This window comes from Methanohalophilus sp. (genome assembly GCF_030156785.1).
Lineage (GTDB): Archaea > Halobacteriota > Methanosarcinia > Methanosarcinales > Methanosarcinaceae > Methanohalophilus.
Map to the genome: position 1 here is coordinate 22,533 of NZ_JASGLW010000007.1, position 26,267 is coordinate 48,799.

The window sequence follows — 26,267 nt, forward strand, 5'->3', positions numbered from 1 at the left end:
AATAGCTTATATAAGGCTAAGATGAATAAAGTCAGAGTCTCCAACAAAGGCTGGGTAGGATTATTATTTATGGACATCCGGACAAAAAGATACCTTAAAAGCAAATTCAAGGAATACTATAGAATGGCAAATTTAGATCTGCCTTCAGAACTTCCTTCCCGCGAATGGGGTTTTATCTCGTTTGATCAGATGCCCCAAACCATTATGTACAGGCACAAAGCGTTTGAAGCTCCAGGAGAGATTCGTGATTACCTTGTGTCAATGCAGCCTGCTCATGTGTATCATTCTGTTGCATATTATCAGTATCCTGGTGCCCCGTCAATGAAAGAGAAAAACTGGCTGGGAGCTGATCTTATTTTTGACTTGGATGCAGATCACCTTCCCAACTCACCTCAATCGTATGCCGATATGCTTGATATGGTGAAAAACGAGGCTTTAAAACTGCTGGATTTCCTTATGGATGACTTCGGATTCCCGGAAGACAGCATTACTGCGGTTTTTTCCGGTGGCAGAGGATATCACTTCCATATTGAAGATCCTAAGGTCCGGCAACTGGAAAGCCCTCAAAGAAGGGAAATTGTTGACTATGTGGGGGGAAAGGGGATACGTGCCGAATTTTTTTATAAAAGAAAGTTCCTTGAAGGAGATTCCGGAACCGGCACCAAGAGTTTCAAGGAAAAAACAGAGTTATCCAGTCGATATGTCCTGAAAAACCCTGATACAGGCTGGAGCCGGAGAATTACGGAATATATTGCCTGCTATCTTAGAGAAGAGATGGAAAAGGACAAGAAAAAGAGATTCCGAGAACTCAAAAAGATTGATGGTTTTGGGAAAAAAGCTATTTCACAACTTGAAAGGATAGCTGTTGATCCTGAAAGGCTGGATGCTTTTAGAAAAACCGGCATGCTTGATTTCGGATCAAATATTTCACAGGATCTGCTGCTCAAATTAATTAATATGGCAATAGAGGAAAATCATATACATCTCCTTAATCCAGCACAGGTGGATGAACCCGTTACTGCGGACATCAAAAGACTCATACGCCTGCCCGGCTCCCTTCACGGTGGATCAGGGATGCGTGTCGTAACACTGAGACTTGACGAAATTGAGAATTTCGAACCCCTCTCAGATGCAGTTGTATTTTCAGGAAAACCGGTAACAATAAAAGTTATGAAACCATACGAGATACAAATGAAAGGCGAGGAACTGCAGGTTGAGGAAGGAGTGCAGCAGGTCCCCGAATATGCCGCAATTTACCTCATGTGCAGAGGAGCTGCAGAATATGGATCGAAATGAGTTCAAAGGATATTCCAGGCAGGAGAATAGTCCATCCCTGAACTCCTTACCACCCGATTTTTATAATCGTGTTAATGATTACATTCATGAGCTTGAGGAAGAGATCAGAAAGATCAATAACCCCAGATCAGTGGAATCCAAGATCCTTGAAGATGAATTACAAGCTGCCCTTAATGATGTGGAAACCATTTTCATCCGAAGGATCAGGAAAATAACTTCTCGAGCCACATCCAATGCGTTTTTGGAGGTTTCTTCCAGTGAGGATATGAGTAAATTGCTTCCTTCGGAGAAGAAGGTATATAAAGCAATTCTTTCAGCAATACAAACCGCAAGAGAAGAATTAATTGATCCTATATTCAAACCAAATACTTCAAAACCAAGTCCTTCACTTAATGAAAACGAAGGGGAAAAAAAAGAATCTGATGGTAACGTAATCCGGGAGCAGGATAACTTTGAAGAAGCAACCATGCAACCAGAAGAAAGCAATCAGATAAGCAAAAAGGATATAAATGAAGAGTACTGTCTTGTCCGAATACTAAAGGACCTGCCTACGTTCAAAGCAGCAGATGATCACAATTACACCCTTGCCGCGGAGGACATCGTAGTATTGCCTGCCCTTAATGCAAAAGGACTGGTAAAACGCGGCGTAGCCATTCCTGTTGAAGGAAGGCGAATCAAGTTAAAAGATGTGAGATTATGAAGATTCCAAAGAGATTCAGGACACATTGCCCGTACTGTAATAAACACACAGAGCATGTCGCAGAGAAAGTAAAGAAGGGCAGAGAGTCAATGATGACGCGCATTAGAAGGCAGAAGAAGAGACAGACTGGTATTGGAAACAGCGGAAAGTTCTCTAAGGTACCTAGTGGTGATAAACCCACAAAGAGGATTGCACTCAGATACCGTTGCACCGTGTGCAACAAAGCACACCAGAGACCATGTTTTAGAGCAAAGAAATTCGATTTTAAGGAGTGAAATCATAATGGAAACCCCAAAAAGCAGATTCCTCAGAGTAAAATGCAATGATTGTTCCAATGAACAGGTTATCTTCGGAAGCGCAAGCAGAAAGGTTAAATGCGTCGTTTGCGGAAGAACCCTTGCTGAACCCACTGGTGGCAAATCCACTATTACAACCCATATACTTGAAGTACTCGAGTAAAGTGATTCCAGATGGATAACAATAAATGGCCGGAAGTTGGTGAATTTGTCGTTTGTGAAGTCAAGAACGTTACCGACTTTGGGGCCTATACAACCCTTGAGGAATATAATGGCAAAGAGGGATTCATCCACATCTCCGAAATAAGGGCAGGGTGGGTCAAATACGTTAGGGATTACGTAAAGGAAGGACAGAAAATTGTTTGTAAGGTCCTTAACGTAGACACTACCAGACGCCATATTGACCTTTCCCTCAAAGATGTGAATGAGCACCAAAAAAGGGCTAAAATCCAGGATTGGAAAAACGAACAGAAGGCGACCAAATGGCTGCAGTTTGTTGCAGAGGAATCTAAACTCGATGAGAAAAAACTGCAGAAACTTGAGAATACTCTTTTTGATGAATTTGGCAGCAATTATGCGGCATTTGAGGAAGCTGCAATCCAAGGCGAAAATGCATTTGAGGATGTTAAGATCAGCAAGAAAGTCGCTGCAAACATCGTGAAGCTTGCACAGGAAAATATCAAACTTCCATACGTTGAAATCGCCGGTTATGTCGATCTTACAAACAATGCACCTAATGGCATTGAACTTATCAGGATGGCTCTTGAAGAGGCAAACAATGTAGACAGAGATGATGTCCGGTTAAATATTACTTACACCGGTGCACCAAGATACCGTATCCAGGTAATTGCTCCGGATTACAAAGTTGCTGAAGCAGTTCTTAAAAAATCGGCGGAAACAGCTATTGATAAGATTCAGCAATTGGGTGGCAAAGGTGTTTTCCACCGTCACATTGAAGCCGCAAGGTCGTGATTACCGGTGGGATATTCGATCAGGAAATGCCGTGATTGCGGCAGATATTCCCTCCGGAACAAATGCCCTGTTTGCGGTGCAGATACAACTGATCCAAGACCTGCAAAGTTTTCTCCAAAAGATCCATACGGCAAATATCGCAGAATTAGCAAAAAGGAAGGAATGATATGCAGAGCACAAAAGTAATCCAGCTGAAGAAAGATGTTGAACTGGATAATCCTATTCTGTTGGTTGGACTGCCCGGTGTCGGCCACGTGGGAAAACTTGTTGTAGATCATATCATAGAAACATTTAAAGCTGAAAAACTTGTAGAGATTTATTCTCCCTCCTTTCCCCCTCAGGTACTGGTGGACGAAAACAGTGCCATTCGTCTTGTAAGCAATTCATTTTACACGTGCAAAGCGGGGGATACTGATCTCCTTTTACTGGCAGGAGACCAACAAAGTGCAACAACCGAAGGTCAATATGAGCTCTGTGATCTCTACCTTGATATTGCCGAAGAATACGGTGTTTCCAGAATCTATACCCTTGGCGGATTCCCCACCGGCCAATTGGAACATAAAGATGAGGTGATGGGAGCTGTCAACAATGTGGAACTGGTGGAACCCCTTCAAGAATGTGGCGTAACTTTTAAAGAATGTGAACCTGGTGGCGGAATTGTTGGGGCATCCGGTCTTATGCTGGGTTTAAGCAAATTTAGGAATATCGATGCAGCCTGCCTTATGGGACTAACATCCGGCTACATGGTTGATCCAAAGAGCGCACAGTCGTTGATTAAAGTGCTAAGCAATTTGTTAGATGTCGAAATTGACGTCAGCGAACTTGAAAAACGTGCCCGGGAAATGGAAAAAATTGTTGCAAATCTTATGGAGCAAAAGCAACAACAACAGCAACAAATGCTTCCTGATAAAACCCCTGACGAAGATCTGAGATATATCGGATAATCGCAATGATCATTAACGCAGATCTACACCTTCATTCGAAGTATTCAATGGCCTGCTCCAACATGATGGAGCTGCCTGTGATGGCAAGGGAAGCCGCCAGAAAAGGCATAGACCTTGTCGCAACAGGGGACTGTATACATCCTAAATGGCTTGCGGATATCCAGAAATATGCTTCTGATGACACAACTGTTGAAATAGATGGCACATCGTTTGTTCTGACAACTGAAATCGAAGATAAAAAAAGAGTCCATCACTTGCTCATTTTACCGTCAATTTCAAAGGCTGAGGAGCTGGCGGAGCGCATTAGCCCCTACGGCAATCTTAAGATTGACGGCCGCCCCACTGTCCAGCTTGACGGTGAGGAAATTGCAGAGATTGCCCATGATGTCGGTGCACTGTTTGGACCATGTCATGCATTTACGCCGTGGACTGGTATGTACGCCTACCATGATAGTTTGGAAAGCTGTTATGGAAATATGACTGACAAAATCGCTTTTCTTGAGCTTGGATTGAGTGCGGACAGTGATTATGCGGACAGGATCGCAGAGTTGCAGGACCTAACCTTTCTCTCGAATTCGGATGCACATTCCCCGTGGTCCAACAAATTGGCACGGGAGTTTAACAGATTCAAGGTTCCGGATATTAGTTTTGAGGGGCTCAAAAAGGCAATCCTCCGAAAAGAGGGATACAAGTGTGTGCTGAATGTGGGCTTCTACCCACAGGAGGGTAAGTACAATGAATCCGCATGTATCAAATGTTTCAGGCATTATACCCTTGAGGAATGCGAGGAAATTGACTGGAAATGCAGGGTTTGCGGAGGGCAGGTTAAGAAAGGGGTATACGACAGGGTGAACGAGCTTGCAGACTATGATGAGCCATCTCATCCGGATCACAGACCACCATATCTCCATACTTTGCCTCTGGCCGAGATTATTATGATGGCACTGGGACATTCCAGCATCAATACCAAAGGTGTCAGCACAGCATGGAATAAATTAGTTGACAGATTCGGCAGCGAGACTGCTGCAATGCTGGATGCAGACCTTGAAGAACTTGATTTCGTGGACAAACGTATCATTGACGGTATCCGGGCATTCAGAGAGGAGAAAGTTATCATTCATCCAGGTGGCGGAGGGAAGTACGGCTGGCTGGAACTTTCCGGTTAGGATACAATTTCCAAACCACAGGAAAAAAAGGGACAGAAAAAGCAGCAGAGCAGCCTTTTCGACTTTTGAACACGATACTTATTTAAGCCATAAACCCATCAAATCAAAACGTGCCGGGGTGGCAGAGCGGACTAATCCAACGGCTAATTAAAAATTTGCCGCGGAGTCTATACGCGGCAGGCTCGAGACCTGTTTCCCCTAACGGGGTGCTTGGGTTCGAATCCCAACCCCGGCGCTTGAAATAAAGGCCTATGACTGGACATTCCATTTTTCAATAACCCAACTATTTCATCGCATATACTCAAGAAACAGCCTAAAGTCTGACAGCTTTCACTACATTATGAATAGAATGTCTTCTATTCAACCCACATTCTTCGTTTTTTGTCGGAAAACGCTTGATAGTTTGAAAAAATTCACACTAATTGCCATGAAAATCCCACGTTTGCCTTAGAATCAGCATATTTATGGCATAAAAATTGGCGTAAATGTACTTTTTATCCTGATTTTTCATAAAATCGACGGGAACTGTCAAATTCTTACTTGATTTCAGCAGCTTGTTGATATCAACATCATTCTTTTTGTGCTTGCCAAAAACATTGGAAAGATCAAGGATGTCGTAAAGTCGGTTTACAGCCAGAATTGTTCCGATAGGAAAGCATATATTCTTGTTAGGAATTATCTCGTATGTTCTTAGTTTTGTTTGCATTTTTGGTCGAATACAACAACAGAATTAAGAACACTTTTATTACTTTTGATGTCAAAGTTGGGATTATACATCAAGGGGCGAACGTTGTCAAACTAGTTCACCCCACGATCGGCATCTCCTCCAAAACATCCATCCTTATTCAATCACGTTGTCCACCTGCAACTCGAATGTTGTCCGGAATCCATTCACGTTCACTGTATAACTGCCTTTTTCAATCCCGTACACATCGAGGGGTACGTTGATGTTGTAGGGGACGATTGCCTGTGTGCAAATAGCATCTGCCGGGCGTTTTGTTGGAATATTGACGGTGTAATTGAAGCCATCGCGTAGCTCTTTGATACCATCCTCATCAATCTCCGTGCATCCGTCAGGAAGGTAGCCTGAGACCGAGAGATGAACCTGCACAGGGAAGGATTCAAGGATCATGACCTGTACGTTCTCAACAACTGCTGTGCCATATACATAATCACCTTCCTGCATATCTCCATTTTCTGCCGCCACTGAAATCGTCATGAAAAAAGTATCCTCTTCACCTGTTACATTCTCCCATGGTCTCATGTAAATTGCATCGATAGTTTGCTCACTTGCTTCATTTACCCTAATTACCCAGACATGAAATCCACCTGAACCCACAAGTTCCTCCTCTTTAGGAGATTGAATAAACTCATCTTCAATTATCCCAAGACCTTCCGAAACAGTTAGATTCCACTGGTAACCCGTGGAAGGATTCTCTTCAAGGCGGATTTCAAAAGTATCCCCTACTTCAGCGTATATTGTAGAACCACTGTCATCTTCACTGTAGAAAGCAACCTCCTCTGCATCGTTATCTCCATTGGAAACATTGTCTATCGGCGAGGAAGGTTCCATGCATCCAGATAGCATCACTGCCGCCAATGCAACTGTGAAAACCATCAAAATAATACCCAGAGTTGCATACCTATTAATCTTCATGTCATTATCACCCAAAACAAAGAGGAGAAGAAAAGCATATAGCCTTTACTTAAGATACGAATCATTTTGAAGCTACTGTCAATTTCATAACTTACGCAGTGATTGAACAGAGTAAAGATTAGAGATTTAATGGAGTTCCTGATTTGTGCAATCTTGAGAATTCCACAATTTCAAATAAAAACTCGCTTCCAGTATTAAAATCCGAAAAAAAAACCATATTTTATAACTCATAAACCCCTAAAAGTACGAGGGTGAATAGATGCTGAAAGGTACAGCTTCTCTTGAATCTGCGATTGAGAATTTCGACATCCTGAAATGCATGCAATGTGGTATTTGCAGCGGTAGTTGTCCTTCTGGGAGACACACTGTGCTGAATATAAGGAGACTTGTACGCAGGGCATCACATGATCCAGCTGTCATGGAGGATGAATCCCTGTGGATGTGCACTACCTGCTACAACTGTCAGGAGCGCTGCCCCCGCTCGGTCAGGATTGTTGATGCAGTGCTCAGAATTCGCGAGATTGCTGTCCATCAGGGAATTATTCTGGATTCCCACCGAAAGGTAGCCAGCCTGCTTCTTGAAACCGGGCATGCTGTTCCGATTAATGAGGAAAATACAGAAAGACGCAAACAACTGGGACTATCCGAACTGCCTCCAACAGTACACAGCGTGCCGGATGCGCTGATGGAAGTTAAAAAGCTGCTTAAAAGCTGTGATTTTGAGGAAATTGTGGAGGACTAAAAAGATGTCCGATAAGGTTTCACTGTTTCTGGGATGTCTGATCCCCAACCGATATCCTGGGATTGAAAAGGCTACTCAACTATGCTTTGAAAAACTTGACATTGACTGCAAGGACCTTGTAGGTGCCTCCTGCTGCCCCGCGCCGGGAGTATTCCGTTCGTTTGACGAACCTTCCTGGCTTGCAATAGCCTCCCGCAATATCTTGCTCTCCGAGGAAATGGAAAGAGATGTATTGACTCTCTGCAACGGATGTTATGGCTCACTGGCAGAGGCCAACAACAAGCTCAAGGAAAGTTCAAAGCTCAGGGAAATGACAAACGAGCATCTTTCAAAAATCGGGAAGGAGTATAAGGGTAGTGTAGATGTCCGTCACATAACCGAATTCCTGTTCAGGGAAATAGGAGCAGACACAATCAAGCTCAATGTAACAAAACCGCTGGGATTGAGGGTTGCCGTGCATTATGGCTGCCATCTTCTCAAACCATCTAGGGATCGGGAATTTGAGAGCATAGAAAGACCAACTTTCTTTGATTCGATTGTTGAAGCTACAGGTTGCAAAAGTGTTGATTATCCGGATAAGATGGAATGTTGTGGGGCAGGGGGTGGTGTTCGGTCAGGGTTATCTGATAGTGCTCTTTCTATTACCAATCACAAACTTTCCCGAATAAAGGAAGCAGATGTAGATTGTATCATAAATGCCTGTCCGTTCTGCCATTTGCAGTTTGATGATGGTCAGAAGGAGATCAAAACACAAGGCGGTGAAGATTATGCAATCCCTGTGTTGCATTTCACACAACTGCTTGCTCTTGCTTTTGGCTATTCACCGGAGGATGCGGGTCTGCAATTCAACGTAACTGATTGCAGCAGCCTTGAAGAAAAGCTGGTGCATGAAGGCTAATTGCAGAGCAAATGGCTAGAAGTCAAAAAAAGAAAAGGGATTTGAATTATCCCTTTATCTCATGAAGCTTTTGATCCACGCCGAGGATCTCTTTTTCTAATTCACTTTTGTATTTTTCAAGCATTTCGATTTCTTCTTCTCTGGTTAAGAACTGTCTCTTCCCAATGCAACAATTGCACATATTGGGCTGGCAGACTTCTTTATTTGTATTGGTCGGTTTGCAACACATATTTTCACATCCGATACACATACAATATCTTGTATGCTTCCAATACTTACTATTATATGGAAAGTATTAATACTATAAAGTTTATGGTAATGTAGGAGATATCCGGCCGGTGATAAACTATGTGTGAAGAAAGTAATTGCGAAAATGTGGCTAATTGTTTGTGTCCAATTCGTGGAATCATAGATGTAGTTAGCAAGAAGTGGGCCATCTGCATAGTAAGTCATTTGAAAAAAGAAAGTTCAATCAGGTATCGTGATATACAAAAGGAAATAGGTGCAATAAGTCCAAAATCACTTTCTGATACTTTGAAAATGCTGGAAAAAGAGGGTTTAGTCGAAAGGCAGGTGTATCCGGAAACGCCACCAAGAGTTGAATATTCATTGACAGATGATGGGGACGAACTAAAAACCGCTCTGGTGCCGCTGGTTGAATGGGTGCAGGAAAGAGACAAAACGCAAAACCATTGTGCGTAAGTACTTCTCACTCATTTGCTGCAGTTTTCTCACACTATAATGGTTGCACATGATATTTGTGTCAGCAGCGAGTATTCTTCTGTATGGAAGCACCTCTTATTTTTGAAAGACTCAAGGAAAACTACACTCTACAGTTCTTTCTGGACAGGCATGATCCGTTCTATGTCCTGATTTCCACAGTGCTTTCGCAGCGTACCCGTGATGAGGTTACACAGGTAGCGACCAAGCGACTTTTCAAGCGCTATGACACGCCGCAAGACTTCGCCACCGCAGATGTGGAAGATATTGAACATCTCATCAGGGATGTCGGTTTTTACAGGATGAAAGCACCGAGGGTAATTCAGATAGCTTCCATCCTGCTGGAAAAGTATGACGGAGAAGTGCCTGAGGATATGGATCTGCTTCTTGATCTTCCGGGAGTGGGACGAAAGACGGCGAATTGTGTTCTGGCTTACGCTTTTTCCAGAGATGTTGTTGCAGTGGATACGCACGTGCACCGCATATCCAACAGGCTCGGGATCGTTAAGACTTCCAATCCTGAACAAACTGAGGAATCGCTCAAGGAAGTGCTTCCTGAAGATATGTGGAGGGATGTGAACGAGTTGTTTGTAAGCTTCGGGAAAGAAATCTGCAGGCCGATCTCCCCGAAATGCGGTGTATGTCCCATAGATGATATGTGCGCAAAGCTCGGTGTAAATAAATCCGACTAAGCTTTAGTGAAAAAAAGGCACTTTCTCTTTTCAGTTGGACGATATGGTCACAAAATATTTATAAGTTATACTCCATAGGATTTACTCTACATCGAAAATATGTTTGGGGGTTCAACTTGACCTAACAACGATTGTTGAACCCCGTGCCTTGAGGCAAGGCTAAGTTTGCCATTTACACTATATAAACATAGCTTTGCTTCTGGGGTAAATTGAATGAGGCAAAGTATGAGAAGAAGTACAAAATCAATACTGCACATTTTGCTAATAAGTGTGTTTTTGGTTGGAATGTCATTATCGGGCTCAGCTGCTCCAAATGATGATAACGAAGAAAAGAAATTGCCAGATTATGGTCTAAATATCCATGAAAAACTAGAAAAGGATGACAAAGTTCTCAAGACAAAAGGGAAAATACCTGAAATAAAAGAGGAAAAGGAAAAGCGAGAGTGGCTTGATAAGCTGGACAGCAGTGGGAGGAAAGTGAACGAAGAAATGCTTCAATATATGCAACCAGAAGGTCCCTTGGTCTCATGTGGTTATAATTATCAAGGGTATTTGGTTGTTGATATATTGGAAGGATCTGAAATTGATGAATCAACGATGAATGAAATTTACGAAATATACAACAAACAAGCCAAAAAAGATGGAATCGAGGAAGTTCCCGTTGTATTCCAATACTCACCACAAATTGAAGTTACGTCACGAACTAGTACGTGGAATCCACTTATTGGTGGAATTAGAGTTGTGAGAAGTGGTGGATTTAGTTCAACTCTTGGTTTTGCAGTAAGAGATGAAGATAATCCAAGTGAAGAGGGCTTTTTGGTTGCAGGTCACAGTGCAATTAATGCTGGTGGTATTGGAAGTATGTTTTACCAACCTTATGTTAGTACCACAAAAAGAGTAGGTACTGTAGATAGACTCGAATTTGAATATGCAGATGCGGCATTCATAGAGGATGATTATAGAAGCGTTGATAACAAAATTTATTATGATGATACTAATCAATTGATGGACGTAACATCTTTTGATGATCCAGAGGTTGGGGATTATGTTAGAATTTCAGGAATAACTTCAGGACTAACTTCAAGTGGTCGAGTAACAGATATTCATTATATGACAACATACCCTGGTTATGACATATTATATGACCAATGTAAAGCCGAGTATAGCTCTGACAGTGGAGATAGCGGAGCACCCGTGTTTAAGATAACTGGTACTTCCACAGTCTGCATATACGGAATACAAAGCGGGAAGATCGGAACTTCCTACTCACTGTTCTCGCCAATAAGTGGGATTACTGAAGATTTAGGTGTTGTTCCCCTTACATATTGAAGTATTATCTGAAGCATAACACTTTTTACTTTTTGTTTTACAAATATTTTAATCAAGGTAGGTAATCATGCTAACAAAAATATTAGTTTTAGCAACCATAACTCTAATGTTAATCACACCATTAACAGACGCCGATACCAATCCGGATGCTTCTGAAAATGAGACTGCAGTTGAAGTGCTAATAGAGAACCTGGCTAATGAAAATGTGTCCGTAAAGTCAGAAGTTGTACGAAGTCTTGTTGATATTGGGGAACCTGCCGTAGCCCCTCTTATTCAGGCATTGGAAAACGACAATCCGGATATCCGGAAAAACTCTGCAATTGCACTTGGTAAAATCGGAGATGAAAGGGCGATTGAACCTCTTCTTGATCTATTAGATGATGATAATCGAGAAGTGCGTCATGCGGCGGAAATTGCTCTTGGGAACATCGGGGAAGAAAGCATAGATCTGTTAGTATCCTATGCCAAAAATCAGGACAATGCTGTATATTCCAGAACAATAGCAGTAATTGTCTTGGGAGAATATGGTGAAAAGGCAGTACCCTCACTTATTCAGTTACTGTCTGATGATGAGTACTTTTTGCTACATCCTGACGTAAGATCTGCCCTGAACAAGATCGGAGATCCTGCCGTAGAACCTTTGATTGGGTTACTTGATAGCGCTGATCCCGATGTAAAATCCCGTGCCATTCAAACCCTTGGTGATATTGGTGATGATAGGGCAATTGAACCGCTTGGCAAAGTCCTGAACGATGAATCAGAACAGGTCAGAGATCTTGCAAAGTCCGCTATAGAGGCGATTGAAAATCAAAGTAAAGATGAAAATTTGTCTCTTGTAAGTTATGGGAAAACACCAGATTTCTATATCGAAGATGAAAGGTGGGATTTTCTCGACAAACTGGATATTATTGTAACTGCTTCAGAAACAGAAATGGACAAATACATCCGGCCTAAAGGTCCTGTATATGGTTATGGATACAGTTATTACGGATATATTTCAGTTGGAATTGTAGCAGATTCGGGTGCTAATGAATCCAAGTTAAACGAAATCTACGACATTTTTGATCGACATGCACAGGAGATTGGCGTTGAAGATGTACCTGTCATGTTTGAGTACGGAGATGTTGTAGCTGGTGAGGGGCAACCTGTAGCTGGCGAAGGAGAACCAGTAACTCAGAAGACTCCCGGATTTACAGGGTGTCTGCCTATTATGGTGATTCTGTTGTTATATGGGAAAGTCCGTACTTGCCCTTGATTTCTTTTCTGAATTTTTTAGGTTCAGTTCTATAAGACACTTGAAAACGATAATGTTCTGGATTTTTTGGTCCAAGGCCCCATTCCTGTCGATTTGAAAATGATGGCTCTGTAGAAATTCTCTGCATTCAAGGTAGATATAATGTTAACAAAAAATTTCTTTTTAGCAATTTTGGTTATAATATTAGTCACAACTATTACATACGCTGATACCAATCCTGTCGCGTCCGAAAATGAAGCCACAATTGAAAAGCTAATAGAAAAATTAGCCGATGGAAACATATCCGTAAGGTCTGATGCTGTAAAGGGTCTTGTTGATATCGGGGAACCTGCCGTAGGATCACTTATTCAGGCATTGGAAAATGACAATCCGGATATCCGGGAAAACTCTGCGCTTGCACTTGGTAAAATAGGGGATAAAAGGGCAATTGAGCCTCTTGTTTATCTAATTGAGGACAACGATGTGAACGTCCGTGGTGCGGCGGAAATTGCTCTTGTGGACATTGGGGAAGAAAGTATTGATATGCTAGTAGCTTATGCCAAAAATCAGGACAATGTTGAATATGAACGGAGATTAGCAGTAATTTTCTTAATAGAATATGGTGAAAAAGCGGTACCCTCCCTTATTCAGGTATTGTCAGATAATGAGAGTTTTGTTTTGCACCGTGACGTAAGATATGCCTTGAGCGAAATCGGAGAACCTGCCGTAGGACCGCTAATAGAATTACTTGAGAGTGATGATCCAGATGTGAAGTCTCGTGCCATTCAAACCCTTGGTGATATTGGTGATGAAAGGGCTATTGTGCCACTTGGTATGCTCCTGAACGATGAATCAGAACAGGTTCGAACTCTTGCAAAGTCCTCCATAGAAGCGATTGAAAATCAAAGTGAAAATGGGAGGCTTCATCTCACCAATTATGGGAAAAAACCAGATTTTTATATCGAAGCTGAAAAACGGGATTTCCTCGACAAGTTGAAGATTGTTGTAGAGGCTTCGGAAATAGAAATGGATGAGTATATAAGGTCTGAAGGCACAGTATCTTCATATGGATACAATTATGGCGGCTCTATTTCAGTTGGACTCGTAGTAGGTTCGAATGTCAGTGAATCTGGGCTAAACGAAATTTATGACATCTTTGATCGACATGCGCAGGAAATTGGCATTGAAAATGTACCTGTTATGTTTGAGTATGGAATTATTGAACCGCATGACCTCCCGGTCCAAGAACCAGCAACACAGGATACGCCTGGATTAACAGGATGGTTGCTTTTTGTGGTGATTCTGCTATTGTATTGGAAAATCCGTACCAATCCCTAATTTACGCTGAATCCTTTTAGATTCAGTTCTATAGGGTGCACAAAAATGTTCAAGTTCTGATTTTTTGAGCCTGTGGCTCACAATCATCAATCTGAAGATTGTCTTTAGTTAGAGCAAAAAAAGAAAGAAAAAAGTGAACGAAGCCGGATTATACCAGCTTGTTCACAGGGTGGTTCTCGTCCATGATTTCCAGGCCGAGTTCTTTGGCTGTCTCGCCGAGGATAATGTCTACCATTGCGGTAGCAGGATAAACAAGAGGTGTGTTCTCGATAGGACCAAACAGCTGGAAGTTTGAACCAAGTGTCTGTGGGACAAGGTTCGTTCCAATGTCTGCAGGCATGTAGACTGCTTTGCGCTGTTCCTTTGTCTCGAACTGTTTCTTGTAATCTTTCATCCAGTCCCATGCAGAAGCAAGGTTGTGATATCCACCTCCTACCGGAAGACCAAGGTGCCCTTTGATAGCAATAACTGCCCTCATTGATGCACCGGCTCCTGCACCTAGTGGAGTTGCTGCGACATCGACAAGTGGTTTTGTGATTCCGCATTCCTTGGCGATGTCAAGCATACCCATACTGTGTCCCGCACCACCGACTTCAAGAATCTCAAGTTTACCATTGACGGTTGGGTCAACTGCATTGAAAGCCAGTACAATGGAAGCATCAATGTCACTTCTCTTTACTGCTTCGATCTCATCATCGTCGATACTTGCATTGATGGAGTTATAAATGGCGCGTTTTGCCACACCAATTTCTGTAACGTAGTCTGCTGCTGCTGCACGTACTTCTCCGGCAGATGAGTCAATGAGGAAAGGAGTCTCGTCATCATACTCAATGAACCAATCGATGTAGTTCTTGATGGCTTCCGGTGTTTCACCCACAATCTGATTGACACATGGATTTCCGGTAACATCCCTCATCTCGATCATGCTGTCCCAGAGTTTCTCTGCAGCTTCCTTGTCGAATATTCCTTTGTCTTCGTCAGTCACAATGTTGTGCCTGTTGTAGAACATGGAACCGACAAGCACAGTGGGGTACTGGCCAGGCTGTCCGCCGAATTTGATCCCACATATGTCGAAAACTTCCTGTTTCTTATCAAATTTGAACATATTATTTCCCTCTCAGAAGAGTATTGGTGATATTGAAATGTAGAGTAAGAACATTATGATACCTGCTACGGCTCCGTAGAGAATACCAATGTCTCTTCCCACTTTCTTTCCGATTCTTTGTGCTATTTCACTGTTCACGAACTCGATTTTTTCATCGATTTCGTTCAGGCGTTTGAGGACCTCATTGAAATCATCTGGATCCACTACAACTGCCGGGATTTTTTCCTGTACACTATCCATATCACATCACCCCCCATAAAAGGAGTGGGAGTACCAGTACCATTAATATGGCAAAGATAAATCCAGCTGCAAATCCGATTACTCCTGTTGCGGAGACACCGGAATCAAGTACCTGATTCCTTGCAATAAGCTGTGCCCTGTAGCGGATGCTTTCAACCTTGGAATCTATAGCTCCCATTGAAGGCTCGATGACCATTGGCACGCCCTGTCCGTATTGTTCTTCCGCCATATTACTTACCTCCCGAACAATAAAAGTCCCAGAAGTGAAAGTGTAATCACTAGACCTACCATCACTCCTTCAATCTTACCTGCATGGACACCTGCATGGAACTTATTCAGGTTTCCAATGTTGATCATTTCCCTTTCAATATCAAGGACCCTGTTCCTTATAGTTGCGAGTTCGGATGCCATTGGCTTAAGTCCGCCAACTTCTGCTTCTTCCTCGCCTTCTTCGCCTACCTCGAGGACAAGAGGATCTGCATCAAAGGCACCTGGATCTTTTGCAGCACATTCTTTTATCTTAGCGGTTATCTGACCCATATCTTCGGTGCCAATCAGATCAATGCACTCTACCTGTTCCTGATACCGCTTTATGGCTTCATCAGTCAGGTTTTCCACATAAGGGATTGCACCGATTGCGCCCACAATACGGTTTTCACTGACACCGTTTTTGTGTAGCATCAGGAATGCATTTCCGGTGATATGACCTTTTACTTCAGAACCGGTTACTATCAAAAACCTGATATTGGGGTTTGAAATAATATGGGCTATTACCTTTTCAAGACCAAGGTTTTCAGTTTTACAGGGACCTGTAATGGCAGCTCCTGCTTCTAGCTGGGGAGCGCCGTCAAGATGTGATCCAAGAGTTATTACTGCAACACAGTTCTGTGGATCTCCTACCTCGTATTCACCTTTCAGGATAGGCCATCCTGCTGCGGGTTCTCTTTTGTCAACCATAATATCACAATCCTATTGAAATCAGGCTCATTATATAGAGAACCAGTGCCATAATTCCAGCAACCACAAGCCCGACAACAATTCCATAAAAAGCATTTCCATAGATACCTGCTTTGTATGCAGCACCTTCCCTTCCACTGAATGAGTTAAGCAGTGGCCTGTCCGGAGCAAGTGAGTTTACCAGATCATCAGCAATTTTATCTAATTCATCTATTCTTTCCATTACCGGGTCCATGGAATAGCTAATAATATCTTCCCGCTCTTCAGCGACCAGTCCGCCAATCGGATCCATGACCAGATGTGTTTCAGGAGCAACGTGTACCATACTCATTCTGATCCCTCCTCTTCAGTAGGCAGGAGACCAACTCCAACGACATCATATGCATCCCTATCAACATACTTCCTGTATTGTTCAAATGCCATATACCATATGAACAGTCCAATCAGGATAGTAGGTGCTGATGCAGCTCCATCAGTTGTGATAGATACAATACCTGCAATTATCATTGCGATAGCTCCTTTTTCAACTGCTGTCATAAGAGTCCTGTCCTGTTTTTCATCAGGTCCAAGGTTTGCGTTGAATGGGTGTAGGATAGCAAGACCGCCCGCAATGAAGATTACTGCAATGTATCCAGTTGCAACAACGTTGTTAAGGACTGCGTCAAACAGGAATGTTCCTGTCATGGATGCGCTGAGTCCGAGAATTGTAAGGCATCCTGCGCTGGCAATCTCTGTCATGGACTGTTCCATGATTGGGAGTCCCATCCCGATTACACGGTTTGCGAGTACTCCGATTACAAGACCAATGATTGCTGCACTTAACAGGGCTATTATAGGGCCGGCAATGCCACCTACTGCAAGGCCAAACATGCTGGCTACGACACCCATACCAAGAGCGAGCATACCAATAGAGGGTACACCTGTACCAAGACCATAACTGGCTACACGTCTTACTGCTGCTGCACCCCATACAATTGCACAAATTGCAGCAAGTCCTCCTATAAAGGAGAATGCAGTGCTGACATATGCTACAAGGTAATGGGATAGATACACACCAACTAATCCGGCAATTACGCCGAATGCGATAAGTTTATTCTGGGGAATTGCCTCGGGGGCTCCTCCTCCACTTCCGCCTGCAGACATTTTATAGTCCTCCTATGGCGATTACACCTACAATTGAACACATAAATGTGACAATGAATGATGTGATTACAGCCTTTGGCCATCTCTTGAATTTTGGATCGTGGAAACCTTCGATGGTACCACCAATGTTGTAGGATGGAATTACCGCGTTCACGAAGAAGATACCTACTGCAAAGATACTTGCAAGACCCATCAGGTTAGTAGCTGAAAGACCGGTAGTGATGTTCACAAGGGAGTAGTAAACCATTGCACCACCAATACCTCCAAGACCTCCTCCGATGACACCGCTTACAAAAGAGACCGTTGGGAGTCCATGACCTTCTGTTCCCTGTGACACATAAATATCCTGTCTGTCTTTTGTAATTGGATCATAATCTACCTTTGCAGAGGCAGGGGGCACTCCTACACCATAGGTGTATACCCAGGTACCTACAATCATTGTAACTGAAATCATAATCATTGCTCCCACTGCACCAGATGCAAGGATAAGTGGAAGGCTATCGGTTACATTGATCATTGCACCGGCTGTCACCAATCCGGTTAAACCCGCACCAGCAGCGAGTTGAACAGTTCCGGTTCCGATACCAGTTGCCTGTGCCATAGCTGCAGGTGCACCACCTACAGGCACGAAGTGAACACTCCATGAAATCAGTACGCCACCAAGAGTGATCAAAGCGACAAACAAGATGTTATCAATAAGAATTCCGGCTATATCTATCATGCTTCCACCTCGTCTTCCTTGTAAGGTCCGTAGGTATTGCGCGCTGCGACTTCAATCCTTCTGTTCCAGATAATAAGGGCAAGTACGATTATAGCACCTGCAATAACAGAAAGCCATCCAGCAGTGGTGCCGGTAGATGGATCGAAAACAGCTGTAATCCAGCCACTCAGGAATACGGTCATACCAAATGCGATACCTGTTACAGGTCCGCCGAACTTGGCACAGAACCATGAGTTATCAATACCGTTCCTTAAACCCGATTCTGCCTTGCGGACAATGTTACCGGAGTTTGCGGCATTGAGACCTGACCCAAATTCTACGTTCTGGAATTCACGCTCTGCACCGTAGTGGACATCACCGGTTGAAGAACCGATTGCACCAACTGTAATTCCCCAGATAAATGCCAGAAGTGGCAGTGGGAACGGATGAGCGAGAACAGCTGTCATAAGATAGGATACGACAAGAATACAAAATGTAGTAATATATGCGAATCCCATCATTACCGGGACATGGGAGCGTATTATGTCCAGGTAGATTGGTTGTCTGAAACGTTTCTGACTTGCACTTCTTCCCATATACGCGGATGTACAGTAAGTCCCGTGAATGAGTGCAGCAACGAGTGCTCCTGCAGCAATTGCAAATACTACAGATAGACCATATGCATTCATAAGCACGGAGGTAACTGTACCGCCAACAGCGCCTAACATTGCGTTAGAGGGAGGCTCACCAGAAATAGCTTTATTGAAAATCCGATGAGGGTAATTCATTTGGGGTGCTAATTGGACCTGTGAGTTAGGGTTACTTTGTGACCCGACGTCCGACTCAAGGTCTTCAGATGCGCCAGCAATAGTTGCTGCAGCTCCTATTATTGCAAGCACACCCATACCCATAAGTGGTTCCATTCGCTTTTCTCCTCCTTTGTTTAGTTAACATAGCTCCTTGTATTATAATAAAGAGCAATCCTGAAGAGTCATGTACTCCAGTTTATGAATATGAGATTACCTAATACAGGGATGCATGGGATTATATTATATAATTCATAAAGCTTTCGGAAATCCATACAAAATGATAGGTTTTATGCAGTTCTGAGGACATAAATATCAGGTCTTGGTTGCTTTCCTTCAATTCTACCGAATTCCTGATAGCAGCTATCGCAAAGCATTCGTATGTTCAGGGATGCAATTTCTGCAGTTCCCGGGATCAATCTGGCAAAAACAAAAAAGGGATCCATTTCCATTTTTTCCGCAGATTCATCAATGAATTTCAGGATGTGCTCCTCAAAAACATCAACATCATCAACACGAAGTCCACGTATGTTTATAGTGGCACCACTGCATCCACAGGGGAGGGCAAAGGCATCAAGTTCAGCAAGAAATACGGGGATTCCAAGCATTTCCCTTAATTTTCTTTCCAGATCATTTCTGACAGATAGAAGAGATTCCGCAATTGTCATTGTATTTCCTCATTTATGCCGTTTATCTTTCTATGACCCGTACAACTTTTTCAGAGAGCCTTTTGCAATATCCACACTTCTTGCAGTTTTTGCTGCAGTTTTCCCATTGTTTGATAGTACCATCAAGTTCAGAGTTAGGGATTTCAAAGACTTCCCGGAGATCCCGGATACTGTCAAGCAGATCCAGCAGATTCCCGTCATAATGCTGGTTTGAATAAGCATTGACAGTGTTCAAGATCCAGTTGATAAAGTGAGTTCTTCCACCTATTTTGAACGTGTCTGTTATAGGAAGGTAATGGGGAAGATCCTCCGGGCGAATCCAAGGAGACTTTATGATTTGTTCAGGGTCCCTCAGCCTGATTGAGAGGCATTTGTAGTAATAATAGTCATCGAGAACATTGGGTTTGGGTCCGGGACCATTGGCATGGGAAAAGAAGTTGAAGTGGGCATACCTGAAGGGACACTGATACAGACAACCTTCATTAACCAACAATTTAAGGTTGCAGGAAACAGATTCCTTGATAGCTTCAAGTTTCTGGAAATCCCTATTTACCACCGGATCCACAACAATGGTATCTGCACCCAACTCTTCGTAGAACATTGCTTTCTGTGGAGAATCCACAAATGAAAGTACCGAAACTACAACTTCTATGTCGTAATCCCTGCTCAACATTTCTACAAGGTAAGGGTCTGCTACTGTAACTGAATCTACTTCCATTTCATTGAGCCGGTCAAAATACCAGCTTATTGTGCGGTAGCCTTCCGGAGAAAGCTGCTGCCCTCCCATGCAGGAACTGTTGAGCACAATTTCAAGTTTTACGTTTTTACTGTGGGCATACTCAACCTGCTCTGCGATGTCTTCAATCGAAGGTGCGCTTAAGTTTGTGCGTCCTGTGCCGATATAGTCAGGAGAACCTGCCATATAAACAGCATAAATGTCATCAGAACCTTCAAGTAAACTCCGCAGACCTTCCATATGACCTACATGGGGAACATAAAGTTTCATCGTTGAGGCATAACAGGTTTTTTTAGATAAGGATTTTGGTTTTATTTTCACCAAGTTTTGTTTTCACCAAAAATGTTATTAATCAATATCGGAACGTACTTTAATATGATTGGAGCATCGTCATTTGCTGCCCCCCTCTCCATACTTGATGAGCATGTTGATTCTGTGGAATTGTACATTCCTAAATTAGGGGTCTATAATAGTGATGAGCTTAACTATGAAGCGATTCAGATAATTATTGACGAGCTTTCTACATGCAATCTTGAAACTTCAATTCATGCCCCGTATTTTGCCGATACGCCCAATTACCCCTTCGAAATTGTAGTTGATTTGTCTGCAATGAAAAAACTTCACTTCAGGCTGATTGAAGAATCCATTTCGCTTGCATCCGAACTTGGGTCAAAAGCGGTTGTCATTCATCCAGGCAGGATCCATGCTGATCGTGAACATTCGTTCAGGAAGATGATAGATGCGCTCAAACAGCTTGCTGATTTTGCACTTGATAGAAATGTTGTTCTTGGTCTTGAAAACAAGGAAGGAACAGACCCAGAAAACCTGTGTTGTGATTATGCCGAACTGTTGAGGGCCGTCTATGCAGTTGATTCACCTGCTCTGGGGATTACCTTTGATGTGGGTCATGCCAATCTCACATGCAGGAGTGATCAGGCTCTTTTACGCCACTTTGCCAGACAAATATCGGAACATGTGGTGCATGTGCACCTGCATGATAACCATGGTTGCTGGACTGATGAATATTGTGGAGATGCTCATATGGCACCCGGAGGAGGGTGTATTGACTACAGTGTTTTGAAAGAGCTTCATGATTTCAAAGGGATCTATAATCTAGAAGTCTTTTCTCTTGAGGACGTGCTTGAAGGAAAAAGAGTTATAAGTGAAATCCTTTGAGTTGGTATTAATCTTTTTTGACAAGAATAAACTTTAAAGGCACAACAATGTATAATACTGGTTGCAATACGGTATTGGAGGTGCCTGTCTGAACCCATATGAAAAATTCAAAAAACTGGAGCAGAAGTCATATTCTGATGTCACACACTACCTGAAATCCACTACACATTTAACTGCACGGGAATGGGTTATTGCCCGCCTATGTGCCGATTTCAGGAACACGTCTAATCAGGCTGAAATGACCTGGATCGGTGAGAACCTGCCAGATTTGGTTCCCTTCGTGGAGCGTCCTTATTCAAGGCAGGAAGTATCAAATGCACACTCGGCATTTCAGAAAAAAATCAGGCGCAGTGGAGTCACTTTCTTTTATGCATATTATGCAGGACTTCTTGATAGAAAGCAGATGATTTCGCTCATCCATGATGTGATTTCGGACATTAGAAAATTGATAGAAGTTGAAGGTGTTCAGGCACCAGAAGAACATTCGGAAGAAGTCCAGAAGCTAATTGCAGAGGTTCTCAAGCGCATTAACGAGTCCCTCGAAGAAAATGAAGAACACGATGAGTATGAAGACTATGCTATCTAAAAAGACATCCTATTTAAATCAAATAAAATTGTTTATATACAAGTTGTGCTTACTTAGAAGTAGTGCAAAGGCTAGAAGTCCCTCAAAACCTCCTTTCCTTTGGTTCCTTCCCATTTCATCAATGAGGGACTTACATCCTTTCATAGAATAACATATTTATCATTTCTCGGATTAGTACCTATAATGAGTTTCAGAGAGTTCATCACACAGCTTCGCTCTTCCGGTAGACTGACCGAAGTTAAAGATCCTGTATCCGCTAAATACAAAGCGCCTTCAATTGCACATAACACCGAAGGCCCTGTTTTTTTCCATGATGTAGACGGCTCAAGAGCTATCATGAATGTCCTTGGTAGTCGCGAAGAATTGGCATCGATGTTAGGAGTTGACCGCTCTTCCATCATCCAGAGATTATCTGAAGTCCAGCCAGATGGTGAAGTGCAGATCGTAGAAGATTCACCGACAATGGAAGTTATCGAAGATGAAGTGGATTTATCCTCACTGCCGATTATGACGCATTTCGAGAAGGACGGTGGACCTTACATCACAGCCGGTATAGTTGTCTCTGAGTTTGAAGGTATCATGAACGCAGCCATCCATCGTCTTCAGGTTGTTGGAAAAAACAAATTAGCCGCTCGTCTTGTGCCTCCAAGGCACACCTACGTACTTCACAAAAGAGCATCAGAAAAAAACATGCCTTTACCGGTTGCAATTGTTATTGCCCCCCATCCTGCAATCACTTTTGCCTCAACAACCCGAGTTCCCGAAGGGAGGGAATTCCATTATGCTTCCGCTCTTCTGGGAAGGCCCGTTGAGCTTTTTGAATGCAGTAACGGTGTAAAAGTTCCACATGCTGAGATCGTGCTTGAAGGTTATATCGATCCAGAGGAAAGGGTGGATGAAGGACCTTTTGTTGACATCACCGGAACATACGATCTGGTTCGTAAGGAACCTGTAATCCACATTACCCGTATTCTTCATCGTAAAGATCCCATTTATCATGGAATACTGCCCGCAGGTTCAGAACACCTGCTTATGATGGGCGTTCCCTATGAACCCAAAATCTTCCGTGCGGTATCCGAAGTTACAACTGTCAAGAATGTAGTCCTCACCGAAGGCGGATGCTGCTATTTGCATGCAATTGTCCAGATTGAGAAGCAGACTGAAGGAGATGCAAAGAATGCGATAATGGCGGCATTTGCAGCTCATACCAGCCTCAAACATGTGATTGTTGTGGATGAGGATATTGACATCTTTGATATAAAGGATGTGGAATTCGCAGTAGCAACTCGTGTTAAAGGCGATTCTGACATCATGATAATACCCAATGTGAGGGGCAGCTCCCTTGATCCCCGGGGAGCAAAAGACGGGACTACCACCAAGGTTGGTATTGATGCAACCAAAGTCCTTGCTGAATCCGATAAATTTGAAAGGGCTAAAATGCCGCTTGATTGAGGCTGTTTTATGTATCTTACTACTGATGAAGAGCGTATTCTTGAAGGTGAAGAAGGTGAAACCCTCAGAAAAGCAATGGAAATACTGGTGGCACTTGGAGACATTTACGGAGCAGATTGCTTAATCCCAATAAAAAGTGCCCAGATAGCAGGTGTATCCTACAAGACCATAGGTGATGCAGGTCTTGAATGGATTTCCGATCTCAAAGGACATGTCAAAGTCCCTTCTGTGCTAAATCCGGCAGGCATGGACATGATACGCTGGAATGAAATGGGTATATCCAGGGATTTCGCCAAAAAGCAGAAACAGATTGTAGAAGCATACGGACGCTTGGGTATCAACACCATGTGCACGTGCACCCCCTATTATCTGAAAGGTTTTTCCGTGGGTTATGGGGATCACCTTGCATGGAGTGAATCCTCTGCCGTATCCTATGCAAATTCGGTAATAGGTGCCCGAACAAACCGTGAAGGCGGTCCTTCGGCCCTTTCGGCAGCACTTGTGGGCAAAACCGCAAATTATGGTTACCACCTAGATGAAAAACGCATTCCCAATATCGGGATCCGTGTAGAATGCAATCTCAAAGGTGCCGATTACGGCGCACTGGGATATGTTGCAGGCAAAATAAGTGGTAACATGGTACCTATATTCTCGCTGACTTCGAATCCCACAAATGATGAACTAAAATCCCTTGGTGCTGCAATGGCAGCTTCGGGCGCCGTAGCATTGTACCATGTTGAAAATGTGACCCCTGAAGCCCGGAAAATGAAATATGATTTTCCGGAGGAAGTAGTGGTAATTGAGAGAGCTGATATTGAAGAGGTTTATGCAACCGTTGGCGGTAGTGACGGCAATTCGGAATGCGATGTTGCCGCCGCGGGTTGTCCTCATTGTTCGCCAAAAGAGCTTGAATCAATTGCCCAAATGATTAAGGGAAAAACAGTGGATAAGGAATTCTGGGTTTTCACATCCCGGGAAGTTGCCACAAAATATCCCGATCTTGTTGAGACAATTGAGAAAAGTGGGGCAAAGGTGCTTTGTGATACCTGCATGATAGTCTCACCGGCTGCGAATAATTTTCATCACATGGCCGTAAACTCCGGAAAAGCCTATTCATACATACCGGGGATGTGCAGGATTAATTCGACACTTTGCGATCTGGAACATTGCATCAAAAAGGTGGTTTCCGATGATAATTAAGGGCAGGAAAATATCAAGAGGAATTGCAGAAGGAAAAGTTCTCCTGTCGAAAGATCCCATTTCCTTCCTTGGAAACGTTGATCCTGAATCCGGGAAAATAATAGACCCAAATCATATGCTTTATGGCAAATCCATTTCAGGCAAAGTTCTGGTATTTCCTTATGGAAAAGGTTCCACAGTGGGTTCCTATGTCATCTACCAGCTAAGTAAAAACAAAGTTGCTCCAGCCGCCATGATTAACCTCGACTCGGAACCCATAGTTGCAGTGGGTGCAATCATTTCCGAAATTCCTCTTGTTGACAGGCTGGAGAAAAACCCTTATAGTTTATTGAAGGATGAGGATATTATCAAGGTGAACGGAAACCTTGGTTTGATTGAAATTGAAGATAAGTAAACATGTCAGGTAAAATCTCGCAAAGTGATCTGGAATATCCGCAGGAGCTAGAGCTTCTATATGCGCAGGTTCATCCTTTTTTCAAGGTTTACGAAGTAGCATACTATGATGGGTCTCTTTATTTATACGGGACTCCCCGCGTGGAGATCTCCATTCTTCAGAAATCCCTATGGCCAGTATTTGCATCACGAGGCTACCATATGCAATTGACTTCAAACCTTGGCGAAGACATCCTGGTGGCAACTCCTTTCGCACAAGAAGATAACAAGTTCCCGCTAACAAATATCATTTTGGCAGTAATCACCATCTTCACCACGATGTTTGCAGGTGCCACTATGTTTGGTGCTGATATCTTCTCATCCCCATTGGCAATTTTCGAAGGATTGCCTTTTACAATAGCAATAATGGCAGTATTGGGCTCTCATGAGATGGGACATTACCTTATGGCAAAACGCAGGGGAATGAAAACTACTCTTCCATACTTTATCCCTTTCCCCACAATCATCGGAACCATGGGTGCTGTTATCCGACACAAGGGACCGATACCCGACAGAAAATCACTATTTGACGTGGCTGTTGCAGGCCCTCTGGTAGGTCTGATGGTTTCAATTGTTGTAACCTTAATCGGGCTCATGCTTCCCGCAATAGAATATACTCCTAAACCCGGAACCATGGTTATCGATCTGCAGCTTCCAATATTATTTGAATTTCTGGGAAGAATGGTTGGATATAACGGGGAAATATTGCATCCTGTGGCTTTTGCGGGCTGGGTGGGAATGTTTGTCACACTGTTGAACCTGCTTCCTACAGGACAGCTTGATGGCGGCCATATTATGCGGGCAATGCTCGGTGAAAGGGCAAAACATATTTCTTCAGCCACGCCGATTGTATTAGCTCTCGTAGCCCTTTATGTGGCTTACGTTATGAAAGCAAATGCATCAGTGTGGATATTCTGGTCCTTCTTCCTCCTATTTTTCGCTGCTGCAGGACATCCTACCCCCCTTGACGATTCAAAAAAACTGGACCGTGGGCGGATGGCTGTGGGAGTAATCACATTTATTCTCGGATCACTCTGTTTTACCCTGGTTCCCTTCACGCTGGTTACCCTTTGAGGTTGTAT

The 26,267-nt window shown here is 43.2% G+C and carries 33 protein-coding genes and 1 tRNA gene; 22 read left to right on the forward strand and 12 right to left on the reverse strand.

Features of this window, described 5'->3' with window-relative positions:
• Window positions 1-69 precede the first annotated feature (69 nt).
• The 9 genes from priS (at window position 70) to PWQ49_RS05060 (ending at window position 5,609) form a co-directional block, all read left to right on the forward strand.
• A complete protein-coding gene (priS, locus tag PWQ49_RS05020) occupies window positions 70-1,296 on the forward strand; it encodes a DNA primase catalytic subunit PriS (RefSeq protein ID WP_300608631.1) in 1,227 nt (408 codons plus the stop codon).
• Window positions 1,283-1,996 carry a hypothetical protein gene (locus PWQ49_RS05025; protein WP_300608633.1) on the forward strand — a complete coding sequence of 238 codons (714 nt, stop codon included), beginning with the start codon at window positions 1,283-1,285 and terminating at the stop codon, window positions 1,994-1,996. Before priS ends, PWQ49_RS05025 begins: the two co-directional genes overlap by 14 nt.
• On the forward strand, window positions 1,993-2,271 hold the full coding sequence (locus tag PWQ49_RS05030) for a 50S ribosomal protein L44e (RefSeq protein ID WP_300608635.1): 279 nt from the start codon (window positions 1,993-1,995) through the stop codon (window positions 2,269-2,271). Before PWQ49_RS05025 ends, PWQ49_RS05030 begins: the two co-directional genes overlap by 4 nt.
• A 7-nt stretch (window positions 2,272-2,278) precedes the next feature.
• A complete protein-coding gene (locus PWQ49_RS05035) occupies window positions 2,279-2,455 on the forward strand; it encodes a 30S ribosomal protein S27e (RefSeq protein ID WP_300608637.1) in 177 nt (58 codons plus the stop codon).
• An 11-nt stretch (window positions 2,456-2,466) separates the two neighbouring features.
• Entirely contained in the window at window positions 2,467-3,264 is a 798-nt protein-coding gene (locus tag PWQ49_RS05040) for a translation initiation factor IF-2 subunit alpha (protein WP_300608639.1), read from the forward strand.
• Between the two features lie 6 nt (window positions 3,265-3,270).
• Complete coding sequence (locus PWQ49_RS05045) at window positions 3,271-3,450, forward strand: RNA-protein complex protein Nop10 (RefSeq protein WP_300608641.1); 180 nt, start codon at window positions 3,271-3,273, stop codon at window positions 3,448-3,450.
• Entirely contained in the window at window positions 3,432-4,208 is a 777-nt protein-coding gene (locus PWQ49_RS05050) for a proteasome assembly chaperone family protein (RefSeq protein WP_300608643.1), read from the forward strand. The genes PWQ49_RS05045 and PWQ49_RS05050 overlap by 19 nt, the downstream gene beginning before the upstream one ends.
• A gap of 65 nt (window positions 4,209-4,273) precedes the next feature.
• Complete coding sequence (locus PWQ49_RS05055; RefSeq protein ID WP_363321813.1) at window positions 4,274-5,374, forward strand: TIGR00375 family protein; 1,101 nt, start codon at window positions 4,274-4,276, stop codon at window positions 5,372-5,374.
• 112 nt (window positions 5,375-5,486) lie between these two features.
• Window positions 5,487-5,609: transfer RNA gene (locus PWQ49_RS05060), tRNA-Ser, on the forward strand.
• 606 nt (window positions 5,610-6,215) lie between these two features.
• Here PWQ49_RS05060 and PWQ49_RS05065 read toward each other — a convergent pair.
• Complete coding sequence (locus PWQ49_RS05065; protein WP_300608644.1) at window positions 6,216-7,031, reverse strand: protease inhibitor I42 family protein; 816 nt, start codon at window positions 7,029-7,031, stop codon at window positions 6,216-6,218.
• A gap of 259 nt (window positions 7,032-7,290) precedes the next feature.
• Here PWQ49_RS05065 and hdrC point away from each other — a divergent pair, with 259 nt between their 5' ends.
• Window positions 7,291-7,773: a CoB--CoM heterodisulfide reductase subunit C gene (gene hdrC / locus PWQ49_RS05070; RefSeq protein ID WP_300608646.1), complete on the forward strand. Its 483-nt coding sequence runs from the start codon at window positions 7,291-7,293 to the stop codon at window positions 7,771-7,773.
• Between the two features lie 4 nt (window positions 7,774-7,777).
• Window positions 7,778-8,671: a CoB--CoM heterodisulfide reductase subunit B gene (hdrB, locus tag PWQ49_RS05075; protein WP_300608648.1), complete on the forward strand. Its 894-nt coding sequence runs from the start codon at window positions 7,778-7,780 to the stop codon at window positions 8,669-8,671.
• Window positions 8,672-8,717: 46 nt separating this feature from the next.
• Here hdrB and PWQ49_RS05080 read toward each other — a convergent pair whose 3' ends face one another.
• Complete coding sequence (locus PWQ49_RS05080) at window positions 8,718-8,900, reverse strand: hypothetical protein (RefSeq protein WP_300608650.1); 183 nt, start codon at window positions 8,898-8,900, stop codon at window positions 8,718-8,720.
• Between the two features lie 119 nt (window positions 8,901-9,019).
• On the opposite strand from PWQ49_RS05080, the gene PWQ49_RS05085 reads away from it, so the two are divergent.
• The 5 genes from PWQ49_RS05085 to PWQ49_RS05105 all read left to right on the forward strand — a co-directional run bounded on the left by PWQ49_RS05085 (window position 9,020) and on the right by PWQ49_RS05105 (window position 13,984).
• A complete protein-coding gene (locus tag PWQ49_RS05085; protein WP_300608652.1) occupies window positions 9,020-9,373 on the forward strand; it encodes a helix-turn-helix domain-containing protein in 354 nt (117 codons plus the stop codon).
• A gap of 83 nt (window positions 9,374-9,456) precedes the next feature.
• Window positions 9,457-10,083, forward strand: coding sequence for an endonuclease III (gene nth, locus PWQ49_RS05090; protein ID WP_300608654.1), 627 nt, complete (start codon window positions 9,457-9,459; stop codon window positions 10,081-10,083).
• 225 nt (window positions 10,084-10,308) lie between these two features.
• Entirely contained in the window at window positions 10,309-11,412 is a 1,104-nt protein-coding gene (locus PWQ49_RS05095; RefSeq protein ID WP_300608656.1) for a S1 family peptidase, read from the forward strand.
• Window positions 11,413-11,518: 106 nt separating this feature from the next.
• On the forward strand, window positions 11,519-12,667 hold the full coding sequence (locus PWQ49_RS05100; protein ID WP_300608658.1) for a HEAT repeat domain-containing protein: 1,149 nt from the start codon (window positions 11,519-11,521) through the stop codon (window positions 12,665-12,667).
• A gap of 171 nt (window positions 12,668-12,838) precedes the next feature.
• Window positions 12,839-13,984, forward strand: a complete 1,146-nt coding sequence (locus PWQ49_RS05105; RefSeq protein ID WP_300608660.1) for a HEAT repeat domain-containing protein — start codon at window positions 12,839-12,841, stop codon at window positions 13,982-13,984.
• Between the two features lie 148 nt (window positions 13,985-14,132).
• On the opposite strand, the gene mtrH is transcribed toward PWQ49_RS05105, so the two are convergent.
• The 10 genes from mtrH to PWQ49_RS05155 form a co-directional block, all read right to left on the reverse strand.
• Entirely contained in the window at window positions 14,133-15,089 is a 957-nt protein-coding gene (gene mtrH / locus PWQ49_RS05110; protein ID WP_300608662.1) for a tetrahydromethanopterin S-methyltransferase subunit H, read from the reverse strand.
• Window positions 15,090-15,101: 12 nt separating this feature from the next.
• Complete coding sequence (gene mtrG, locus PWQ49_RS05115; RefSeq protein ID WP_300608663.1) at window positions 15,102-15,329, reverse strand: tetrahydromethanopterin S-methyltransferase subunit MtrG; 228 nt, start codon at window positions 15,327-15,329, stop codon at window positions 15,102-15,104.
• Window position 15,330: 1 nt separating this feature from the next.
• Window positions 15,331-15,558: a tetrahydromethanopterin S-methyltransferase subunit F gene (locus PWQ49_RS05120; protein ID WP_300608665.1), complete on the reverse strand. Its 228-nt coding sequence runs from the start codon at window positions 15,556-15,558 to the stop codon at window positions 15,331-15,333.
• Between the two features lie 5 nt (window positions 15,559-15,563).
• Entirely contained in the window at window positions 15,564-16,286 is a 723-nt protein-coding gene (mtrA, locus tag PWQ49_RS05125; protein ID WP_300608667.1) for a tetrahydromethanopterin S-methyltransferase subunit A, read from the reverse strand.
• Between the two features lie 4 nt (window positions 16,287-16,290).
• Entirely contained in the window at window positions 16,291-16,617 is a 327-nt protein-coding gene (locus PWQ49_RS05130) for a tetrahydromethanopterin S-methyltransferase subunit B (protein WP_300608669.1), read from the reverse strand.
• The gene (mtrC, locus tag PWQ49_RS05135) at window positions 16,614-17,429 is read right to left on the reverse strand and encodes a tetrahydromethanopterin S-methyltransferase subunit MtrC (RefSeq protein ID WP_300608671.1); all 816 of its coding nucleotides are present in this window, start codon (window positions 17,427-17,429) and stop codon (window positions 16,614-16,616) included. Before mtrC ends, PWQ49_RS05130 begins: the two co-directional genes overlap by 4 nt.
• A 1-nt stretch (window position 17,430) precedes the next feature.
• Window positions 17,431-18,150: a tetrahydromethanopterin S-methyltransferase subunit D gene (mtrD, locus tag PWQ49_RS05140; RefSeq protein WP_300608673.1), complete on the reverse strand. Its 720-nt coding sequence runs from the start codon at window positions 18,148-18,150 to the stop codon at window positions 17,431-17,433.
• Complete coding sequence (mtrE, locus tag PWQ49_RS05145) at window positions 18,147-19,052, reverse strand: tetrahydromethanopterin S-methyltransferase subunit E (protein ID WP_300608675.1); 906 nt, start codon at window positions 19,050-19,052, stop codon at window positions 18,147-18,149. The genes mtrD and mtrE overlap by 4 nt, the downstream gene beginning before the upstream one ends.
• 173 nt (window positions 19,053-19,225) lie before the next feature.
• On the reverse strand, window positions 19,226-19,603 hold the full coding sequence (locus PWQ49_RS05150) for a DUF5402 family protein (protein ID WP_300608677.1): 378 nt from the start codon (window positions 19,601-19,603) through the stop codon (window positions 19,226-19,228).
• 22 nt (window positions 19,604-19,625) lie between these two features.
• Window positions 19,626-20,609: a peptidase U32 family protein gene (locus PWQ49_RS05155; protein ID WP_300608679.1), complete on the reverse strand. Its 984-nt coding sequence runs from the start codon at window positions 20,607-20,609 to the stop codon at window positions 19,626-19,628.
• Between the two features lie 105 nt (window positions 20,610-20,714).
• On the opposite strand from PWQ49_RS05155, the gene PWQ49_RS05160 reads away from it, so the two are divergent.
• The 6 genes from PWQ49_RS05160 (at window position 20,715) to PWQ49_RS05185 (ending at window position 26,259) form a co-directional block, all read left to right on the forward strand.
• Window positions 20,715-21,515, forward strand: coding sequence for a sugar phosphate isomerase/epimerase family protein (locus tag PWQ49_RS05160; RefSeq protein WP_300608681.1), 801 nt, complete (start codon window positions 20,715-20,717; stop codon window positions 21,513-21,515).
• Between the two features lie 61 nt (window positions 21,516-21,576).
• Entirely contained in the window at window positions 21,577-22,101 is a 525-nt protein-coding gene (locus PWQ49_RS05165; RefSeq protein ID WP_300608683.1) for a DUF5806 family protein, read from the forward strand.
• 183 nt (window positions 22,102-22,284) lie between these two features.
• Window positions 22,285-23,553, forward strand: coding sequence for a UbiD family decarboxylase (locus PWQ49_RS05170; RefSeq protein ID WP_300608685.1), 1,269 nt, complete (start codon window positions 22,285-22,287; stop codon window positions 23,551-23,553).
• A 9-nt stretch (window positions 23,554-23,562) separates the two neighbouring features.
• Window positions 23,563-24,753: an aconitase X catalytic domain-containing protein gene (locus tag PWQ49_RS05175; protein ID WP_300608687.1), complete on the forward strand. Its 1,191-nt coding sequence runs from the start codon at window positions 23,563-23,565 to the stop codon at window positions 24,751-24,753.
• Window positions 24,743-25,147: a DUF126 domain-containing protein gene (locus tag PWQ49_RS05180; protein WP_300608689.1), complete on the forward strand. Its 405-nt coding sequence runs from the start codon at window positions 24,743-24,745 to the stop codon at window positions 25,145-25,147. The genes PWQ49_RS05175 and PWQ49_RS05180 overlap by 11 nt, the downstream gene beginning before the upstream one ends.
• A 2-nt stretch (window positions 25,148-25,149) precedes the next feature.
• Window positions 25,150-26,259: a site-2 protease family protein gene (locus tag PWQ49_RS05185; RefSeq protein WP_300608691.1), complete on the forward strand. Its 1,110-nt coding sequence runs from the start codon at window positions 25,150-25,152 to the stop codon at window positions 26,257-26,259.
• Window positions 26,260-26,267: the final 8 nt, after the last annotated feature.

Excerpts from the sequence above, each read along its gene's own strand:
- priS (WP_300608631.1), top strand. The coding sequence starts at position 70 with ATGGACATCCGGACAAAAAGATACCTTAAAAGCAAATTCAAGGAATAC.
- PWQ49_RS05025 (WP_300608633.1), top strand. The coding sequence starts at position 1,283 with ATGGATCGAAATGAGTTCAAAGGATATTCCAGGCAGGAGAATAGTCCA.
- PWQ49_RS05030 (WP_300608635.1), top strand. The coding sequence starts at position 1,993 with ATGAAGATTCCAAAGAGATTCAGGACACATTGCCCGTACTGTAATAAA.
- PWQ49_RS05035 (WP_300608637.1), top strand. The coding sequence starts at position 2,279 with ATGGAAACCCCAAAAAGCAGATTCCTCAGAGTAAAATGCAATGATTGT.
- PWQ49_RS05040 (WP_300608639.1), top strand. The coding sequence starts at position 2,467 with ATGGATAACAATAAATGGCCGGAAGTTGGTGAATTTGTCGTTTGTGAA.
- PWQ49_RS05050 (WP_300608643.1), top strand. The coding sequence starts at position 3,432 with ATGCAGAGCACAAAAGTAATCCAGCTGAAGAAAGATGTTGAACTGGAT.
- PWQ49_RS05055 (WP_363321813.1), top strand. The coding sequence starts at position 4,274 with ATGGAGCTGCCTGTGATGGCAAGGGAAGCCGCCAGAAAAGGCATAGAC.
- PWQ49_RS05065 (WP_300608644.1), bottom strand. The coding sequence starts at position 7,031 with ATGAAGATTAATAGGTATGCAACTCTGGGTATTATTTTGATGGTTTTC.
- hdrC (WP_300608646.1), top strand. The coding sequence starts at position 7,291 with ATGCTGAAAGGTACAGCTTCTCTTGAATCTGCGATTGAGAATTTCGAC.
- hdrB (WP_300608648.1), top strand. The coding sequence starts at position 7,778 with ATGTCCGATAAGGTTTCACTGTTTCTGGGATGTCTGATCCCCAACCGA.
- PWQ49_RS05080 (WP_300608650.1), bottom strand. The coding sequence starts at position 8,900 with ATGTGTTGCAAACCGACCAATACAAATAAAGAAGTCTGCCAGCCCAAT.
- PWQ49_RS05085 (WP_300608652.1), top strand. The coding sequence starts at position 9,020 with ATGTGTGAAGAAAGTAATTGCGAAAATGTGGCTAATTGTTTGTGTCCA.
- nth (WP_300608654.1), top strand. The coding sequence starts at position 9,457 with ATGGAAGCACCTCTTATTTTTGAAAGACTCAAGGAAAACTACACTCTA.
- PWQ49_RS05095 (WP_300608656.1), top strand. The coding sequence starts at position 10,309 with ATGAGAAGAAGTACAAAATCAATACTGCACATTTTGCTAATAAGTGTG.
- PWQ49_RS05100 (WP_300608658.1), top strand. The coding sequence starts at position 11,519 with ATGTTAATCACACCATTAACAGACGCCGATACCAATCCGGATGCTTCT.
- mtrH (WP_300608662.1), bottom strand. The coding sequence starts at position 15,089 with ATGTTCAAATTTGATAAGAAACAGGAAGTTTTCGACATATGTGGGATC.
- mtrG (WP_300608663.1), bottom strand. The coding sequence starts at position 15,329 with ATGGATAGTGTACAGGAAAAAATCCCGGCAGTTGTAGTGGATCCAGAT.
- PWQ49_RS05120 (WP_300608665.1), bottom strand. The coding sequence starts at position 15,558 with ATGGCGGAAGAACAATACGGACAGGGCGTGCCAATGGTCATCGAGCCT.
- mtrA (WP_300608667.1), bottom strand. The coding sequence starts at position 16,286 with ATGGTTGACAAAAGAGAACCCGCAGCAGGATGGCCTATCCTGAAAGGT.
- PWQ49_RS05130 (WP_300608669.1), bottom strand. The coding sequence starts at position 16,617 with ATGAGTATGGTACACGTTGCTCCTGAAACACATCTGGTCATGGATCCG.
- mtrC (WP_300608671.1), bottom strand. The coding sequence starts at position 17,429 with ATGTCTGCAGGCGGAAGTGGAGGAGGAGCCCCCGAGGCAATTCCCCAG.
- mtrD (WP_300608673.1), bottom strand. The coding sequence starts at position 18,150 with ATGATAGATATAGCCGGAATTCTTATTGATAACATCTTGTTTGTCGCT.
- mtrE (WP_300608675.1), bottom strand. The coding sequence starts at position 19,052 with ATGGAACCACTTATGGGTATGGGTGTGCTTGCAATAATAGGAGCTGCA.
- PWQ49_RS05150 (WP_300608677.1), bottom strand. The coding sequence starts at position 19,603 with ATGACAATTGCGGAATCTCTTCTATCTGTCAGAAATGATCTGGAAAGA.
- PWQ49_RS05155 (WP_300608679.1), bottom strand. The coding sequence starts at position 20,609 with ATGAAACTTTATGTTCCCCATGTAGGTCATATGGAAGGTCTGCGGAGT.
- PWQ49_RS05160 (WP_300608681.1), top strand. The coding sequence starts at position 20,715 with ATGATTGGAGCATCGTCATTTGCTGCCCCCCTCTCCATACTTGATGAG.
- PWQ49_RS05170 (WP_300608685.1), top strand. The coding sequence starts at position 22,285 with ATGAGTTTCAGAGAGTTCATCACACAGCTTCGCTCTTCCGGTAGACTG.
- PWQ49_RS05175 (WP_300608687.1), top strand. The coding sequence starts at position 23,563 with ATGTATCTTACTACTGATGAAGAGCGTATTCTTGAAGGTGAAGAAGGT.
- PWQ49_RS05180 (WP_300608689.1), top strand. The coding sequence starts at position 24,743 with ATGATAATTAAGGGCAGGAAAATATCAAGAGGAATTGCAGAAGGAAAA.
- PWQ49_RS05185 (WP_300608691.1), top strand. The coding sequence starts at position 25,150 with ATGTCAGGTAAAATCTCGCAAAGTGATCTGGAATATCCGCAGGAGCTA.